This window comes from Loigolactobacillus binensis (genome assembly GCF_005405165.1).
Classification (GTDB): domain Bacteria; phylum Bacillota; class Bacilli; order Lactobacillales; family Lactobacillaceae; genus Loigolactobacillus; species Loigolactobacillus binensis.
This window is the reverse complement of the sequence record NZ_BJDN01000005.1, coordinates 1-17,841: the sequence shown is the minus strand read 5'-3', so window position 1 is coordinate 17,841 and position 17,841 is coordinate 1. Positions and strand designations below refer to the sequence as shown.

General features: G+C 45.3%; 14 protein-coding genes. 13 read left to right on the top strand and 1 reads right to left on the bottom strand.

The features are described from left to right. Positions 1-443: 443 nt before the first annotated feature. Positions 444-1,304, bottom strand: a complete 861-nt coding sequence (locus FFM78_RS03390; RefSeq protein ID WP_137637034.1) for an NADP-dependent oxidoreductase — start codon at positions 1,302-1,304, stop codon at positions 444-446. A 153-nt stretch (positions 1,305-1,457) separates the two neighbouring features. On the opposite strand from FFM78_RS03390, the gene FFM78_RS03385 reads away from it, so the two are divergent. The 13 genes from FFM78_RS03385 (at position 1,458) to FFM78_RS03330 (ending at position 17,691) form a co-directional block, all read left to right on the top strand. Continuing rightward, positions 1,458-1,892, top strand: a complete 435-nt coding sequence (locus tag FFM78_RS03385) for a hypothetical protein (protein ID WP_137637033.1) — start codon at positions 1,458-1,460, stop codon at positions 1,890-1,892. A gap of 111 nt (positions 1,893-2,003) precedes the next feature. After that, positions 2,004-3,329, top strand: coding sequence for a dihydrolipoyl dehydrogenase family protein (locus FFM78_RS03380; protein ID WP_137637032.1), 1,326 nt, complete (start codon positions 2,004-2,006; stop codon positions 3,327-3,329). A 181-nt stretch (positions 3,330-3,510) separates the two neighbouring features. After that, positions 3,511-5,190 (top strand): ABC1 kinase family protein, encoded by a 1,680-nt coding sequence (locus tag FFM78_RS03375; RefSeq protein ID WP_137637031.1) that lies wholly within the window; start codon positions 3,511-3,513, stop codon positions 5,188-5,190. A 158-nt stretch (positions 5,191-5,348) separates the two neighbouring features. Next, positions 5,349-6,023, top strand: coding sequence for an NAD(P)H-dependent oxidoreductase (locus FFM78_RS03370; RefSeq protein ID WP_137637030.1), 675 nt, complete (start codon positions 5,349-5,351; stop codon positions 6,021-6,023). Next, a complete protein-coding gene (locus FFM78_RS13780; protein ID WP_171001826.1) occupies positions 6,023-6,193 on the top strand; it encodes a hypothetical protein in 171 nt (56 codons plus the stop codon). Before FFM78_RS03370 ends, FFM78_RS13780 begins: the two co-directional genes overlap by 1 nt. Next, positions 6,187-6,951, top strand: a complete 765-nt coding sequence (locus tag FFM78_RS03365; protein ID WP_137637029.1) for a class I SAM-dependent methyltransferase — start codon at positions 6,187-6,189, stop codon at positions 6,949-6,951. The genes FFM78_RS13780 and FFM78_RS03365 overlap by 7 nt, the downstream gene beginning before the upstream one ends. 387 nt (positions 6,952-7,338) lie before the next feature. Beyond that, positions 7,339-7,668 (top strand): hypothetical protein, encoded by a 330-nt coding sequence (locus tag FFM78_RS03360; RefSeq protein ID WP_137637028.1) that lies wholly within the window; start codon positions 7,339-7,341, stop codon positions 7,666-7,668. A gap of 155 nt (positions 7,669-7,823) precedes the next feature. Further along, positions 7,824-8,942, top strand: a complete 1,119-nt coding sequence (locus FFM78_RS03355) for an exonuclease SbcCD subunit D (protein WP_137637027.1) — start codon at positions 7,824-7,826, stop codon at positions 8,940-8,942. Position 8,943: 1 nt separating this feature from the next. Then, a complete protein-coding gene (locus FFM78_RS03350; protein WP_137637026.1) occupies positions 8,944-12,063 on the top strand; it encodes an AAA family ATPase in 3,120 nt (1,039 codons plus the stop codon). Positions 12,064-12,233: 170 nt separating this feature from the next. Beyond that, positions 12,234-13,322, top strand: coding sequence for an Ldh family oxidoreductase (locus tag FFM78_RS03345; protein WP_137637025.1), 1,089 nt, complete (start codon positions 12,234-12,236; stop codon positions 13,320-13,322). Positions 13,323-13,780: 458 nt separating this feature from the next. Next, complete coding sequence (gene apf / locus FFM78_RS03340; protein ID WP_137637024.1) at positions 13,781-14,383, top strand: aggregation-promoting factor; 603 nt, start codon at positions 13,781-13,783, stop codon at positions 14,381-14,383. A 347-nt stretch (positions 14,384-14,730) separates the two neighbouring features. Next, positions 14,731-15,561, top strand: a complete 831-nt coding sequence (locus FFM78_RS03335; protein WP_137637023.1) for a YitT family protein — start codon at positions 14,731-14,733, stop codon at positions 15,559-15,561. A 138-nt stretch (positions 15,562-15,699) separates the two neighbouring features. Beyond that, positions 15,700-17,691: a KUP/HAK/KT family potassium transporter gene (locus FFM78_RS03330; protein ID WP_137637022.1), complete on the top strand. Its 1,992-nt coding sequence runs from the start codon at positions 15,700-15,702 to the stop codon at positions 17,689-17,691. Positions 17,692-17,841 lie beyond the last annotated feature (150 nt).

Below are 17,841 nucleotides of genomic sequence, written 5' to 3'. Positions count from 1 at the left end.
AATATCGTTGTTAAGATTACGGCTATATTTAGTATAACAATTTTTGCAAAGAATTATAGCTTAGAATGTGTTTGGAAAAACGATCAGCTTCTTCAGGCACTGGCTAGATTTGGCAAGCGTTTTTGCTTCTCACCGGCCCGCAATGCCAAAATATAGCCATTTTTAACGATCAAGGTATAGCGGATATTGATGTGTAACTGTAAAGGTTGACCGCAATAATTATAAATTGGTAAAGCTGTATTTGTAGCAATGTTCAGCCCCTTTCATTCGGACTACCTCCATTGTACTGATTATTTTAGAAAATAGCAGTGATTTAGCCGCTGATTTAGTTTACAATTTGGTAACATTTTGAGACTTCAGACTATTATTAAAATAAGCAAGTCAGGCAATGCTTTGGCCTTTAGCAATTATTGGTACCTTTGGAGCCTTTAACGAAAACTAATTCAGTCAGCGATCACTTCGATCACGATTTTACCCTGCGTATTACCTGCTTCCAGGAGCCGGTGAGCGGTGATCAAACTTAATTCGGAAAAAGGTAAACACCGACTGAGTGTCAGTTGTAACTTGTTATGACTAAGCAGATCGACTAGATGCTGTAACTCGGTGCCATTGGCCTGCACGGTGAAGCCTTGTTGGGTCGCCAAATAGTGGCCGGCCGGCGCTAATTCGGCGGTAGTGAGTGGTTCGGCGGTTAAATCCAGCACGGCGTCGTAATGCTGCTGCGCTGCCGTTGCGGCAGAAACTAAGGTATACGCGGTTGTGCTGGTGGTATCGGCAGCAATAGCGGTTACCTTTGCACCAATTCCAGCAGCTAATTGTGCTGCTAACTGGCCCGCACAAGAAGTAAGATCCGCGATCAGTACCTGCTGCGCCTTTTCAACTGCTAGATGAGTTACGATGGTTTGCCAAGCGGTTAAGCCGGCTGTAGGTAATGCCGCTGCGCTGTGAAAGTCAATGTTATCCGGTTTATAGGCTAGATCGGCTGCTTCAACGGCTACATATTCGGCTGCCGCACCAGGTGTGGCCAATGGTAAATGAGCCAAAACAGCGTCAGCAACTAGAAAATCCGTGACCGCATTGCCGACTGCCACGATGGTTCCGGCTAGATCCCAGCCTAAAGCGAGGGGAAAGGTCGGCGGCACTTGCTGTGTCAACTGTCCTGTTCGCAGTTGCAGATCCAACGTATCAATGGAAAAAGCGTGAACTTTGACCAACACCTGTGTTGCGGAAATCTCTGGTTGTGGTCGTTCCGCCAAAGTTAATACTTTTGCCGTACCAAATTGATTAATTACCATTGCCTGCATAACCCAATAGCCTCTATTCGTCATTAGTTACGTACTATTATTATACAATTAGCGGTAGATGTCCAAAATATTAGTTGGTATGCGTTTTTATTGCCAGTATTTTTTATCAATGGTACTTTATTCTTATTAAATCAATAAGATAGAGGTGCGACAATGAACGATTACGATATTCAAAAACGCTATTTACAATGTGTTACTTTTATGATTACCAAGTTAAAAATGTTTGATCAAGGGTTCCATGATTATGAAGGGCATTATTTGAATGTGATGGAAACGCAAGCGGCAACTGCGACAGAATTGGCTGAGCTTAAGGCTAATTTCAAACGCAGCCTGCTTAATTTCGGTTATTTAGTTGATCGGTTTCAGGAACTTGAAGCACCAACGATGTACCAGCGCCAACATCAACATTTGATTCGCATTTATCGCGATTACGCTGCGGCTGTTTGTGAATTGATCACTGCCTTTAATGTCACTGACCATGCTATTTGCCATCTTAAACAAGGTGCGGGTCACGCACAACGCACGCAGAGTTTGAATCAGATCAAGCAATTATTGACCGAAGACTATCAATTAGCAGCCACGGTTTAAAAAAGTTACGCAAGCTGGGTCTATAGCGTTTTTTAGACGCTGCTACTGGCAGCGTAGCAGGCGAATTCTACCGACCGTGCTAACTTGAAACAAACAAGGGAGGCAGATAAAATGTTTGATGTCCTTTTTATTGGTAGCGGTCAAGGTGCTTGGAATGGTGCGATCCCTATGAGCCAAGCGGGTTTAAAAGTAGCTGTAGTCGAAGAAGGCCTATTTGGTGGTGTCTGTAGTAATCGCGGGTGCAACGCGAAAATTACATTGGATAAACCAGTGGAATTAGTACGCAATATTGAGCAATTGCAGGGGCGCGGATTTGACAGTGTTCCCCAGATCAACTGGCCGGATTTGATGGCACATAAGCATGAAGTGATCGGACGGCTAGCTGCAAGCAATGAACAAAAATTGGTTAAAGCTGGGGTACAAGTGATCAAAGGCCACGCCACTGTGACGGCTGCCGATACCGTCACCGTGGGAACAACGGAATATAAAGCAGAAAAAATTGTGCTGGCACTTGGCCAGTTGCCCCATCGTTTGGCTATTCCTGGTCAAGCATATCTGCGCGATAGCACTGACTTTATGGCGTTGCCCCAGCTGCCGCAACGGGTGACGATCATTGGTGCTGGTTATGTGGGCATGGAATTTGCGGCGATTGCTAATGCAGCCGGTGCCGAAGTCAATGTAGTGGTACAAGGTCATCAGCCTCTACGCGAATTTTATCAGCCGTATGTTGAACGGTTAGTTGTTAGCTTACGCGAATGCGGCGTACGCTTCTTCTATGATCAGCGAGTTGAGTCAGTGACGAAATCAACAGCGGGCTTGTTACTACAAGGGGCTAACCAATTTGCCTTGGAAAGCGACTATATTCTTGATGCCACTGGTCGTGAGCCACACGTGACGGGAAGTGGTCTAGAAAACATCGGTATTGCAACCAATAAAGATGGGATCGTGGTGGACGATCATTTGCAAACCAACGTTGCTGGCGTTTATGCGACGGGGGATGTGGTGGCTAAAACGCAACCGAAGATCACGCCAGTTGCTATCTTTGAATCACAGTATTTAGCCCAACTATTTACCGGGCAAACAACCGCGCCGATCAATTATCCTAGTATTGCTACGACGGTCTTTACTTCACCACGAATCTCGCAGGTTGGCATCAGTCCAACCGAGGCGGCTAAATCGCTAGCTCAATATACAAGCGAAACTTTTGCGTATGCTGAAGATTGGTTCCGCCAAGTGCAAAATGAAACGGATGGCAGCCTGACCTTGGTTTTTGATCAGGAAAATATTCTGGTGGGTGCAGTGGAGTATAGTCATGAAGCGGTTGATACGATCAATGGTTTATTGGAGATCATTGAATTACGCTTGACCCATGAACAAGTTCAACGCTTTATTTATACTTTCCCTAGTCTGCAACATAGCTATTTTCGTAAGGTTTAAGTATACGGGAGTTGTGATATCAGTTATTTATGGCCCAGCTTGGCGGTTTTTACTGCAGAATAAGCAATGCTAGAAGTAGTAAAGATTATCAGAATGAAAAGCAACCCTTGCTGTGAAGTAGTTGCCCATATCACACAGGCTTTTCTTGTGCTAAGATGGCATTAAAAGGGCGGTGTTAGCGATGAAACCACGTGAACGGGCGCGCTTATGGCAAATTATTAAGGTGCTGCGTCAATATAATGTGTTGCACAACTTTACCCAGCAAACACATCCGGAGCAGGTGCGGCAGGCTTTGACCGAGTTGGGGCCGACCTTTATTAAGGTTGGGCAAATGTTGTCGGCGCGAACCGATTTGATCACCCCTGCGTTTGCTCATGTGCTGAAGGGACTGCAGGATCAAGTGCCCGCCGATGATTTTGCGGTGGTCAAAGCAACGCTGGAAGCGCAGACGGGTAAAAAGCTAACTGCGCAATATCAGCAATTTGATACGCAGGCCTTTGCTTCAGCGTCGATGGGGCAGGCGCACCACGCAATTACGCGGTCAGGCCAGCACGTGGTGGTCAAGGTTCAGCATCCCCATATTCGCGCGAATATTATCACTGATCTGGCGCTGTTTCAAAAAGCGGTCAGCCTGCTAAAATTTGTGCCAGAGGCCAGTGTGATCGACCCCCAGGCAATGTTTCGTGAAATCAAACGGGCCTTGTTTAATGAACTGAACACCGCGCTGGAAGTAAAAAATGGCCAGCGTTTTTACGAACTAAATAATGCTTGGGATATTATTCGGGTGCCACAAGTCGATACGGAACTTTCACAGGGGACGGTGTTGGTCAACCAGGCCATGCCGGGCAAGCGCATCACTCATTTTTTAGCAAATATGCCAACTGAACAGCGCCATTATTTGGCCCAAACGTTGGTGCAGAATTTTTTGAAGCAAGTTTTTACGGATGGTTTTTTTCACGCCGACCCCCATCCAGGTAATATTTTATTGACCACTGAGCCATTATCGCCGGTCACCAAAGTTAAGCACGCTTTTCAGCGCGCTGACTTTACGGCGACCCAAACCGAAACGTTACCACCGTATCGCTTAGTTTATCTTGATTTTGGCATGATGGGGCAATTAGCACCAGCGATGATCACCAGTTTAGCTAATGTTGTGATCGCGATCACTGGTAAGGATAGTCGCCAAATTGGCCAGGCTTTGTTAGCGATTTGTAATCGAACTGGCACCGTGGATGAAGAAAGTTTTTATCAGCAATTAGGTGCTTTTATGCAACCGTATTTCAACGCCGGTTTAGGTGAAATTGATTTTGAGGCGTTGCTATATGCCATCATTCAGCTATGTCGCGCTAATCAACTACAAATGAAACCGGAAGTAACGTTGTTGCTTAAAGCATTTGGCGCGCTAGAAGGTACCGTTGCACAATTGGACCCTGAACTGTCGATGCTGACTGTGGCCCGCCATTTTGCCCGTGATTATTTCCGGCAGCACTTCGATTGGCGCCAAGAAACCGCGGCCAGTGCAGTTAAATTGTGGCAATTTGCAAAAACAGCGCCGCAGCTACCAGTGAAATTACTAAGCGCGCTGGACGTGTTCGAGCGCGGCGGGGCTAAAGTTAATTTAGAGCTAAAGCAGCGGGACGCGCTACTGGATTGTTTGGAAAACATTGTCAATCGGTTAGTGATCGCGATTATTTTAGCGGCCGTGATCATCGGTTCTTCACTATTAGTGCAGGCCCGCGAAGCCAACGACCTGATCGCCCGTTTAGGAATAATCGGTTATAGTGCCGCATTATTGGTGATCATTGGGCTAGTGATCAGTAGTTTATACCGGCGCTACCAACGCTGGCGCCACAAGCACTAGTTGTTGTTCAAGCCGCGTTTTTATTGTCTTAGGCGGTGCTGGTTTTTACAGTTAACATAGGTGCAATTTAAAAATTGGTTAGTAACGGACAAAATCGCGCTTAACGGCGTGATTTTTTGTTATAGTTAGGGTAATTATTTTAGACATGAGGTGAGTGGATGCAAACTTTAATTATTGTAGCTCATCCAGAAATAGCTGCCTCCAGTACACAGCAATTTTTAAGGCGTGGCGCTGAATTAGTGGCAGCGGACTGGCAACCGTTAATGTCGGAGTTTAATGTTGCCACCGAGCAAGCTAAACTACGTGCAGCTAAGCGGATCATTTGGCAGTTTCCCCTTTATTGGTACAGCGCACCGGCGATATTGAAAGCTTGGCAGGACCAGGTGCTGACCAGTAAATTTGTTTTGCACGAGCATGGCCTAGCGGGAAAAGAGCTGGGGATCGTGGCGACCACGGACACTAAAGCAAGCGACTATCAGTCAGGGGCAGCCGAACAATTTACCATGGCTGAATTATTGCGGCCGTATCAGGCGTTGGCGAATAAGGCCGGCATGCACTGGTTGCCACCATTTGTGCTTCACCAGTTTAGCTACCAAACGGAAACACAGCAACAGCAGTTACTGATCGCTTACCAACAATATCTGACTTTGCCGCAACCAGCGACCTTTGCGCAGCGCCAACATTGGTTTGCCCAGCGGCTGCAGCAAATGATCGCCACTGCCACCGGTGAGCGTAAAACGCAATTAACATTGATTGCGCAACAACTGGCCACCAAGCAGGACGAGTTGGCAGAGTTGCGGTGGACGATTGAACAAATGCGAGGTGATGACTAATGGATCCGTGGTTATATCAAACGACCCAGCAGTTAGCTCAAGAGAGTACTGCTTACGAAGAGCGCGCTTTTTTTCAAGCATTAAGCCAATTAGCCTTAGAGCAGGAAAAACGGATTACGCAGGCACAAGGGGAGATCGATGGGCGCAGTTGGGATGAAAAGGCATGGTGAAGACGACGGACGACCAAGCAACGGCAGCGTTCTGGGATGACTTTGCGCCGGATTATGTTGCGGCGCAGAATGAATCGCGGTTACCGATCACGGCCGACTTAACCGCTTATTTGACCCAGCAAAATATTTTACCGCTGACCAGCGTGTTGGATGTTGGTGGTGGTGCTGGACGGTTTGCCTTGCCCTTTGCCCGTGTGGCCCAGCAAGTGACGATCAGCGATATTTCACAACAAATGTTGAATTTTGCCCAGCAGGCGGCTATGCAGGCTGGCGTGACTAATCTAAAACTACAGCACGAAGCCTGGTCGCAAATACCGCCACAGCCGCAAGCTGACGTTGTTTTTGCCAGCATGTTGCCGCTGGCGCCGACTGAGCTACAAAAATTTAGTCAGTTAGGCCGGCATTTTGCGGTGCTCAATCGGGCGGTGACCCACACCGATAGTATTTCAACGGCGTTGCAGCAGTTGCTAGATTTGCCGCCAGTGGCTGAGCCAACGAATGACGCCGCAATTTTTTCTGAGTACGTACAGGCGGTTCGGCAACTAGGTTATCAACCCTGGCAGCAGACGTTTACCTACCATTTAACTGAGCAAGTGACCCGGGAAATGTTGGTCGCCGAGTTAGCTGATGAGCTAACGCCACCACAACAGCGGCTATTTCAGCAGTGGTTGGCAGAAAAGTTCGCCCAGCGCGATGAACTAACGGTACAACAGACTTATGTGTTCAAAACGTTACTTTGGCGGGTCGAGTTGCAGTAGCTTATTTAGCGTAAGGCGGCTATAATGTAAGCAAAGTAATAGAAAAATAGTTGTGAACCAAGCTACTTGCGGTCCGACCTAGACCATGAAAATGGTTACTGGCGCCCGTAACAGCAGAAATTTTTTGATAAAAAAATAACCACGATATGTGGAGTAGAACCATGTTTCTTGCGGTCCGATTTTTGCCACAAGAATGGTTACTGGCGCTCGATCTTAACAACAATTTTTAGCAAGTATCGGAATGTAGTGTTTGTTCGCTAAACAGGACTTGCTTTCCGATGTCGATTAAACTAATGCCGAAGACCGGCAAGTTTAAGTCGCATCGTCCGTAACATCAGAAATTTTTTGATAAAAAAATAACCACAATATGTGGAGTAGAGGTGCAAAATGATGACGGTATTTGACGTGCTAAAGATAGTCACTATCAATCATATGCCGGTTGATATCCAGCAAATTGTTATGACGGACACGAAAGGTAAACCAAATAGCGTTTTAACCGACCTGCTAAATGACGTTTTAGGAAAAGTTCGAATTTTTATCGACTTACAGGAAATGACTAGCGTCGGTCAATTAGTCGATGAATTAAAAATGTTTACGCCGTTGCCAACGGATGTGTTAAGTGAATATACGAAAATTCTAGAGCAACCCGTTAGCAGCATTAATTTTGCACCGCGCAAGCAGCAGATCGAGTTAGTTTACGACGAATATACGTATTAAATAACTAAAGTGAGGTTACGGCAGAATTTTTGTCGCGACCTCACTATTTGTTTTCTATTATAGTAGAATTTATTTTAGCAAACATAGGTTCCCCAAGACGCGATTTCATGGTATAGTTTGATTATTAAAACGAATGCAAAGAAAGTGGGTGCAAAATGCGCTTTTTACATACGGCCGATTGGCATATTGGTAAAAAATTACATGGATATGAATTGTGGGCCGAACAACAGGACGCTTTTCAGCAGATCTTGGCCTTAGCTCAGCAAAAAAAAGTTGCTGCCGTTGTCTTAGCAGGTGATATTTACGATCGTGCGCTGCCCAGTGAGCAGGCTGTGGCAACGGTCAATCAAATGTTGCAACAAATTAATTTGACGGCGCGGCTGCCTTTATTGGCAATTTCCGGTAATCACGATAGTGCGATTCGGCTGGAAACCGGTAGTCCCTGGTTTACGGCCACCGATTTTTATTTGAATACTAAGCTGGAGCAGGCATTTACACCGATCGAACTTGCGGATACGCAATTCTTCTTGCTGCCTTATTTTGAACCGTTTGCCGCCCGCCAGTACTTTGGTGATGACAAATTGCGAACCATCGCGCAGGCAATGCCGAAAATCGTGGCGGCAATGCAAGAAAAATTTAAGGCCGATAAGAAGCATGTTCTTGTCGCCCATTTTTTTGCGGCCGGTAGCCAGCAAAGTGATTCGGAAACTAAAGTGACTGTGGGCGGACTAGACGCTGTGCCAACGGATGCCTTGGCGGCTTTTGATTATGTGGCGTTGGGCCATTTGCACAATGAGACGGCGCTGCATGCTGAACGCATCAAATATAGTGGCTCACCATTAAAATTCTCGGTTTCGGAGGCCCAGCAGCAAAAAGGGGTTTGGTTGGTCGATACCGATCCGTTTCAGACCGAGTTTCTACCATTGAAGCCGTTGCGTGATGTTGCGGAAGTGACGGCTAGCTTTGCGCAGCTCACTGATCCGGCCTATTATGCGCAATTGGCGCGGAATGATTATTTGGCGATCAATTTAACGGATACCAGGGTTATTCCCAATGTGATGCAAGAACTACGTAAAATCTATCCTTATATATTAAGTCTGACCCGTGAAAATGGGCGTGAAGCGACTGCAACGGCAACACCGCAGATTCGAACGCTATCGCCGCTGGCTTTGTTAACCGATTTTTTTCAAGAAACAACGACACAGCCGCTAACGGCTAAGCAAGAAAAGTTAGCGGCGGTGGCACTTAAAATCGCACAAAAGGACGGTGAGTAGGATGCGGCCCTTAAATTTGACTATGATTAATTTTGGCCCTTACGCCAATGAAACGATTGATTTCACGAAATTTCAGGAGCTCCCCTTATTTCTGATCAGCGGCAAAACCGGCAGTGGGAAGACAACGATTTTTGATGGCTTGTGTTATGCCTTATTTGGGGTGACTTCTGGACAAGAGCGGGATGGCAAAATGTTGCGTTCTGATTTTGCGACTGCAGCTGATCTGACCCAAGTTAGTTTTCGCTTTTCTCATCGCAACCGGGAGTATCTGATCGTTCGGCAACCCGATCAGTTGGTGGCCAAAAAACGCGGCACTGGTTATCGTGATCAGCCAGCCAAAGTAACGTTAACAGTTTATCAACAAGGTAAAGAAATTCAGGAATTGACTAAAAAAGGTCAAGTGGCTACCTATATTCAAGACCTACTCCATTTGGATGCCAATCAATTTGCCCAGATCGTGTTATTACCGCAAGGAGAGTTCCGTAAATTTCTAATGTCGGATAGTAACGATAAAGAAAAAGTGTTACGCAATCTTTTTGGCACGCAAATTTATGAGCGCTGGGCGCAAGTCTTAAAAGATCAACGCCGAACGGCTGATAAAGCTTTTGCCGATGCTAATCAGCAAGTTAATGTGATCTTACAGCAAGCTTTTTGGTTACCGGAATTTCAAGCTGCCGCAGACAGTTCAAACCCAGATGATGTGTTGGCTGCTTTACAGCAGCAATTGCCAGAGCTGACTCAACGAGCAACCGTAGCAGAACAGCAAATGCAGGCCGCGCGCCAAAGTGAACAGCAACACCAGGCTGCTTTAACGACAGCCCAACAGCAGGCCAAATGGCTCCAAGAGCAGCAGGCTAATCAGGCGGCCTTGGCGGCGTTAACGGAGCAGGAGCCTGCCATGGCCGCCTTACAGCAACAAATCAAAGCATTAGAGTGGGCGCGAGGTGTTCAGCCTGTGGCGCAGCAATGTCAGCAGTTAACGGCACAGCAACATGAATTAGGCCAGAATTTAACGACTTTGCGGCAACAACAACCGCAGCTTAAGGCCGAATTGTCCGCAGCCAACACACAACTAAATACGTTGCAGGCAATGAGTGAACAACAGACCAGCCGCCAGGAGCAATTACATCAGGGCCAAGCCTTACTGCCGCTTTATCAAGAAGTTACTGAATTGACCCAGACAATTAAAAAGACCACTACGGCTGCAAAGCAGGCGCAGCAAGCTGAACAGCACAGCAACACTAAGCAACAACAACTGATTGGCGAACAAACCAGATTGAATGATTTACTGGCAACTGGTGGCAAGTTAGCGCAGGATATAGCGGAGTTGACGAGTCAGCAACAGGCACAACAACAAATCCACCAGCAGATCACTGCTTTGCAACAACAAGCCACCCAAATAAAAACCGCGGAAACTGATTTGGCCCAGCAACAGACTAAGCTAACCGATTTACAAACGGCTAGTGTCCAGGCCGAAACCAACTTTTTACAAATTAAAAGTGACTGGGCGGCGACGCAAATTGCCCGTTTACAACAGGAGCTACTGCCGGGGCAACCCTGTCCTGTTTGCGGCTCTTTGGAACACCAAATTGTGGCGCCAACACAAACTAAGGTGGTCAGTGAACAGGACTACCAAACGGCGGAAACAACATGGCAACACGCCCAGGCAGCCGCAGCCCGGTTAGCAGGGCAAGTCACCACTACTGCAGAAAATGTTAAGCAGCAACGAACGACTTGGCAAACAGCGGTAGCAGCTTTGCTTAAAACGACAGCTACCACCGCAACTGATTTAACCGAATTAATGGCGATCGGGGCGCAAACCCAACAGAATTTAGCCCAGCAATTGGCCGCTAAGCAACAACAACAAAGTCAATTAGATCAAGCGACGCTACAATTAACAAAATTAAAGGCGGCCTTGCTTACTAATCAGACAGTTTTACAGCAGCAACAACAGCAAAGCCAAGCGTTAACGCAGCAGTTGATCGGCTTACAAACTCAGCAACAAAATAAACAGCAACAATTACCAGCAGCCTTTGCGGATCAAGCGGCCTTACAGCAACAACTTGAGCAGTTACAGCAAAAGATAACCCTTTTTGAGCATGAGCTCGCGGCAGCAACCAAACAGCAACAGGCTGCTAGTGAAGCTAGTTTAGTCAACCAGACGCAGATAGCGGAACAGGATAAACAATTGACGGCGGTGACCCAGCAGTTGACGCAACAGCAAGCAGTGTTGGCGCAGACTTTAGCGACTGCAGGGCAAACTAGGGCTCAATTACAGCAATTATTAGCCCTTTTGCCGCAATTAGATGAACAACGGCACCAACTGCAAGCATTTAACGATCAGCGCTTGCAGTTAGAAACGCGGCAGCAAAGTTTGACGACACAGTTAACGATCACGGCCCCGCCTGATTTAACTGCACTTAAGCAACAGCTTGCGCAAGCAACAGCTAAGTTGCGGCAAAACGAGCAAAGCTATTATCAATTGAAAGAATACTGTGAACGTGATCAGCAAGTTTTAACCCAGGTCACCCAGAAATTAGCGGGTATCAAGCAACAAATGGCGGCGTTAGCTGAATTGACGCAATTAGCGGAAGTTGCTAACGGCGATGGACCCCAGAAACTAAGCTTGGAACGTTATGTTTTACAAACTTATTTACGTGAAGTATTACGTGTTGCGAACCAACGTCTAAGTCAATTGACCCAAGGACGTTATCAATTTCAGTTGCGAACTGTTAATGGTAGTTTTCGAACCAATACTGGTTTGGAAATTGATGTTTATGATGATAATTGTGGTGCTATTCGCAGTGTCCATACGCTTTCTGGTGGCGAAAGCTTTATTGCTGCATTAACGTTGGCATTGGCTTTAGGTGAAGTGATCCAACAAGAAGCGGGTGGCATCGAGATTGAAGCCTTATTTATTGATGAAGGTTTCGGTTCTTTAGATGAAGATGCGTTGGCAACTGCGTTGGATGCGTTAGAGACAGTTGAAGGTAAACACCGAATGATCGGTATTATCAGCCATGTTAAGGAATTACAGGAGCAGGTCCCTGATCAGCTGCAAGTGCGGACCAATGGTAACGGACAAAGCCATGTGCGTTATCAGTTAGGATTTGAAGTATAGTTATTTCTCATTAATTAAACTGATTAAATCACGATTAAAAGCTTAACCATTAATTTAATATTAGGGATAGATTAAAAAATAATTTGACAAGTAACGCTATGTTACTTACCATTTATTACATGGTGTGGATTCTTGGATCCACCAATAAACTTAATGGTGTGGTGAATGTAGTGGTAAAAAGATATGATAGTGACAAAATTAAAAAGTTAGTTTTCAATATTTATCAAGCTTATGGATTTTCAGCGCCGGAAAGCCAAAAAGTGGCTAATACGTTGATCTATACTGATCTTCATGGGATCGAATCACATGGTGTGCAACGCTTAGTGATGTACGATCATTTTATTCAAAATGGAAAAATTCGTGTCCACAGTAAACCGGAGATCGTGAAGGAGACGGATGTCAGTGCAGTGGTGGACGCTAATTTTGGCATTGGCCAGTTAAACGGGATCTACAGCATGAATTTAGCCATTGAAAAGGCCAAAAAGCATGGTATTGGGATTGTCACCACGCGGCGTTCCGGGCATTACGGCATTGCTGGCTACTATGCAGATATGGCAGCACAGCAGGGTTTGATCGGGATGTCGTCGTGTAATTCGCGTCCCGCAATGTTACCAACGCATGCAACTAAAGCTTTTGTCGGCACTAATCCAATTGCGTTTGCGATGCCAGCCAAACCGCACACCTTCATTTTTGATGCGGCAACAACAACGGTACCGCAAGGCAAAATTGAAGTTTATAATAAGTTAGAAAAGGATCTGCCGGCATTGTGGGTGGCTAAAAATGGTGACGAGCCCGTTTATGATCATACACAAACCGCTGACTTCAAAGCGCTACGCGATCCTGATTCTAATGTTGGTTTGGCGCCACTTGGTGGGGTCTCCGAAAACACTGGTAGTCATAAAGGGTTTGGTCTAGGTATTATTGTAGAAGTCTTCACTTCTATTTTATCGATGGGCAATATTTCAACAGAAATTACGCCAGAAGACTTAAACGTTGGCCCGTGTCAAAGTTTTACCGCCATTGATCCCGCAATTTTTGGTGATAAAGAACAAATTATTGACCGTTTCTCCCGTTATTTACAGGATATTCGGGAATTACCGGCCATTCCAGGAAAGACGATCTATGTTCATGGTGATAAAGAAGCCGCGGCGTATGCGGATCGCAAAGCCAACGGCATTGAAATTGATGATAAAACATTGGCAGAAATTGAAGCCATTGCCAGCCGCTTAGGTATTGAATATGCAGATTTAGTTAAATAGGTGGCAACGTACTAAAACTTCTATCTAGAAATTAGATAGAAGTTTTTTTAGGCTTCATTTCAGGGTTTCTGTAAGTTAAAAAAGGCCAATTTCCATGGAAACAACTAAAAATAACGACTTCTAATCATTTTTTAATCTAAAAAATAAAAGTTTTTCTTCGTTTTTGCGGGAAAAAAGGTGATTTTGTAATCTAAAAAAAACAAAGCGGAAGGTTAGCAGATCAAGAACACACGGTCTGCCTGAAAAAAATGTATTGCAAGAGATTACAGCGGTATGACAATATTGCGTAAAAATCCCGTTCTGTAATGGTTTAGGTATTTGTTTGTCACAGCGAGTTGCTATAATCAGTCTCGTTGATTGAATTAAGTCAACATTCACGTGAACGGTCGTTATTTACAAACAAATCTTACAAACCCAATTTAGGAGTGATTTTTATTTTATTAAGTAACCGTATTAAAATGGTAGTTTTATCCACTGTTGGTGCCGCTAGTCTATTCGTTGGTGGCGTCGCTCAAGCAAGCGCGGCTACCGTAACCGCTCAATCAGGCGACACAGTCGCTAAGTTAGCTAACGCAAACGGAGTTTCCGTTACAGCATTCGAACAAGCTAATGGGATCAGCTCAAGCACACATTTGATTTATGCGGGCCAAACTTATACGCTTCCTGGTAGTACACAAACGACAACAACTACTGCGCAACCAGCAGCAACGACAACACAAACAACACAAACAACGCAGCCAGCAGCGTCGACACAACAAACAACGCAAGCTGCTTCAACTTCAACGGCCGCAACAACAACGGCGGCAACTTCAACGACTTCAACGACTAGCGCAAGCTCTTCAGAAGCAGCAGCTAAGGCTTGGATCGCGAACAAAGAATCTGGTGGTAGCTACACCGCAACAAACGGTCAATATGTTGGTAAATATCAATTAAGCTCTTCATACTTAAATGGTGATTACTCAGCTGCCAACCAAGAAAAAGTGGCTAATAACTATGTTACTACACGTTATGGTTCATGGACTGCTGCCCAAGCATTTTGGCAAGCAAACGGCTGGTACTAAACTAAACTAGTCTTAATTAAATGATCAAATATCGGAGTTGCGCCATAAGTAATTTATGGTGCAACTCCATTTTTGTACTTTCGGACAATACAATGTGTTCCACTAGGCAGCTTTTTTCGCTTGCTCTATTTCAACTTGGTGGTTTTTACCTCAGTTGAATGGTTACTGGCGCCCGTTTTCGGCAATACTGTTTAGCAAGTAAGCGGGTATCGTACTAATTCAGTAAAGGCATTGTGACCTAGTCTCTTTTTGTTAATCATTTTTTGCGGGTAAGCACTAGTGCAAGTCAGCAATTAAATTGTATTTCTGGCATAATGGAAACTAAAGTAAAGAAATGAGGTAACTGAATGCCCCAAATAACACGTGGCCAAGTGCGCCAATTTGTTTTGATGATCGTCGCCTTAGAAATTATTGCTTTAAGTATTAATTTATTCTACGCCCCCCACGCCGTAGCTGCTGGTGGGGTGACGGGGATCGCTATTTTAGCCGAAGCGGCTTTAGGCTGGCCGGTGTCAACGGTGGTCTTAGTCTTGAACATTGTTCTATTAGTCAGCGCGTATTTTTTCTTGGAACGTGCAACAGTTGCGCGAATCGCCTTTGGCAGTTTTGTTTTGCCGATTTGTTTGGCTTTGACCCCACAAGTAAAGCTGGTACAAGACCGTTTGCTGGCCGTAATTATCGGTGGCGTTGTCTTTGCGTTAGGCGTATCGCTATTATACCGAATGGATGCCTCTAGCGGAGGAACAACCGTGCCACCGCTGATCTTAAAAAAGTATTTTCAAATCAAGCCGGCAGTCAGTTTATTGGTGATTGATGGGTTGATCTGTGTTGGTAATTTAATCACCGCTAATTTTGAAGTTTTTGTATCGGCTTTACTGTCGCTGGTGATCACGTCGCTACTAATGAATTACATTGAAACTGGTTTAGACCGCAAGCGCGTGATCTACGTTATGAGCGAGCAGGAAGCGGCGATCAAGGCAGTGCTAGTTGATGAAATGGCACGTGGTTTGACCGCCTTACAAGTAACTGGCGGCTTTAGTGGTGAGGCCCGGGAAATGCTGATGTTGGTAGTGGAAAATCAAGATTATCCCCATGTGATCAAGCGTATTCATAGCATTGATCCAGCCGCTTTCTTGATGGTTCACGATATTGCTGAAGTCCACGGGGGCATTTTATGAAACGCCAGCTTGGCTAAGCAGCCTGAGCTGGCCTGTGACCTTTAGCGCAGCAATAACTTTGGCCACACTCACTAATGAAAAAAGTGTTATTATCAAAGCACAAAGTTAGAAATTTTCAGAAATTAGTAGGTAAGATAAATGCAAAAAAATAGTTTACGTAACAAATTATCAATTGCTGGCGTGTTGGTTACGCTGGGAATTGTCTACGGGGATATTGGTACGTCACCGCTCTACGTGATGAATGCGATCGTTGCTGACGCTGGCGGGTTACAACACGCTACCCCGGACTACATTATTGGCAGCATTTCCCTGATATTTTGGACGTTGATGTTAGTGACTACCGTTAAATACGTGCTGATCGCGTTGCGGGCTGATAATAATGGTGAAGGCGGTATTTTTGCCTTGTATGCCTTGGTGCATAAGCACGCGCGTTGGCTGATGATCCCTGCGTTGGTAGGCGGTGCGGCCTTGTTAGCCGATGGGACTTTAACACCTGCAGTGACGGTGACTAGTGCGGTGGAAGGCTTAAAGGGCCAAGCTTTTGGAAAGTTGATTTTTAGTCAGAATCAAAATGTTGTGGTGGGGACAACGATCGTTATTTTACTTTTGCTATTTATAATTCAACGTTTCGGTACTTCCACCATCGGTAAGGCCTTTGGACCGATCATGTTTTTGTGGTTTGCACTGATCGGGGTGATCGGATTTGTCAATATGTTACCGAATCTTGAAGTTTTGAAGGCTTTATCGCCAGTCTATGCCCTTAAAACACTGTTCAGTCCGGCCAATAAAGTGGGCGTGTTCATTCTTGGTAGTGTCTTTCTAGCAACAACTGGGGCGGAAGCGTTATATTCAGATATGGGACATGTTGGTAAGAAAAATATTTACGCCAGCTGGCCTTTTGTTTACAGCATGTTGACCCTTAGCTATTTTGGCCAAGGCGCATGGTTGATTCGTAATTATCACTCGCAGGCGGTCACCGGCTTGACCAATCCATTTTTCGCGGTGGTTCCAGCAAATATGAAGTTATTTGTGATCGTGATCGCAACTTTGGCGGCGATTATTGCTTCGCAGGCCTTGATCACCGGGTCTTTTACCTTGGTGGCAGAAGCGATTCGTTTGAAGATCTTACCGCGGATGTTGATCAAGTATCCCAGTACTGAACGGGGCCAAATTTATATCGGCAACGTTAATTGGTTGTTGTGTTTGGTCACTTTAGCGGTCACCCTATTTTTCCGAACATCCGAACATATGGAAGCAGCCTATGGTTTGGCGATCACAGTTACGATGCTGATGACGACGATTTTATTGCACACTTATTTGGCCCAGAAAATCAATCGGGTGGTTGCCCTACTGATCGCACTTTTCTTCGGAACAGTGGAAACCGTATTTTTCGCGGCTAGTATTGTTAAATTTGCTCATGGCGGCTACGTTACGGTTTTGATCACGTGCTTAATTTTATCAGTGATGGCGATCTGGTATTATGGCAATAAGATTCGCGATCGGCATGAATCTGAGCGGGAATATGTGTCGTTATTAGCTTACCGGAATCAATTGGTTGAATTATCCGCTGATGAAAAGGTACCGTTGTACGCGACTAACCTTGTGTACATGGCAAAAATGAAGCCAGGACATATGATCAAGCGCAGCATGTTGTATTCAATTTTAGATAAGCGGCCGAAACGTGCGCGGGTCTATTGGTTTGTTACTGTAGTGATCACGGATGAGCCGTACACGCAGAACTATAAGGTCGACACAATGGGGACTAAAAGTGTGGTCAATGTCACGTTGTATCTTGGTTTCCGGCGCAACCAGTGGATCAATGTGTATATTCGGCAGATCATTCAGGATTTAATGCGTGAAGGTAAAATCGACTACCAGCCCCAGCAGTATACAACGATTCCTAACCGGCACGTAGGTGATTTTCGTTTTGTAGTCTTACATGAATTATTATCACCAGCAACTAATATTTCTAATTGGGAAAAGTTGATCATCGGGGCACGTATTTGGCTGCAAAACCATACTGCTACACCAGTTCAATGGTTTGGCCTGGAATTTAGTGATGTGACCATCGAAGCAGTACCGCTGATCCTAGGCAAACGTTACCACATTAAATTAAAGCAAATTAAGTAAAAAAATAGCTACGGACAACGAAGATTTTCGTCGCACGTAGCTATTTTTTTAGGCTCTATACTTTTTCCTGTTGATCGTTTACAAAGTGGTAAGCTATTAACAGGATTTTTTGTGCAAAAAAGAGCCCACAGCCCCCATCCAAAAAATCCA

Bases quoted from the DNA above. Each gene is read 5' to 3' on its own strand.
- FFM78_RS03390 (WP_137637034.1), bottom strand. From the start codon at position 1,304: ATGCAGGCAATGGTAATTAATCAATTTGGTACGGCAAAAGTATTAACT.
- FFM78_RS03385 (WP_137637033.1), top strand. From the start codon at position 1,458: ATGAACGATTACGATATTCAAAAACGCTATTTACAATGTGTTACTTTT.
- FFM78_RS03380 (WP_137637032.1), top strand. From the start codon at position 2,004: ATGTTTGATGTCCTTTTTATTGGTAGCGGTCAAGGTGCTTGGAATGGT.
- FFM78_RS03375 (WP_137637031.1), top strand. From the start codon at position 3,511: ATGAAACCACGTGAACGGGCGCGCTTATGGCAAATTATTAAGGTGCTG.
- FFM78_RS03370 (WP_137637030.1), top strand. From the start codon at position 5,349: ATGCAAACTTTAATTATTGTAGCTCATCCAGAAATAGCTGCCTCCAGT.
- FFM78_RS13780 (WP_171001826.1), top strand. From the start codon at position 6,023: ATGGATCCGTGGTTATATCAAACGACCCAGCAGTTAGCTCAAGAGAGT.
- FFM78_RS03365 (WP_137637029.1), top strand. From the start codon at position 6,187: ATGGTGAAGACGACGGACGACCAAGCAACGGCAGCGTTCTGGGATGAC.
- FFM78_RS03360 (WP_137637028.1), top strand. From the start codon at position 7,339: ATGATGACGGTATTTGACGTGCTAAAGATAGTCACTATCAATCATATG.
- FFM78_RS03355 (WP_137637027.1), top strand. From the start codon at position 7,824: ATGCGCTTTTTACATACGGCCGATTGGCATATTGGTAAAAAATTACAT.
- FFM78_RS03350 (WP_137637026.1), top strand. From the start codon at position 8,944: ATGCGGCCCTTAAATTTGACTATGATTAATTTTGGCCCTTACGCCAAT.
- apf (WP_137637024.1), top strand. From the start codon at position 13,781: ATGGTAGTTTTATCCACTGTTGGTGCCGCTAGTCTATTCGTTGGTGGC.
- FFM78_RS03335 (WP_137637023.1), top strand. From the start codon at position 14,731: ATGCCCCAAATAACACGTGGCCAAGTGCGCCAATTTGTTTTGATGATC.
- FFM78_RS03330 (WP_137637022.1), top strand. From the start codon at position 15,700: ATGCAAAAAAATAGTTTACGTAACAAATTATCAATTGCTGGCGTGTTG.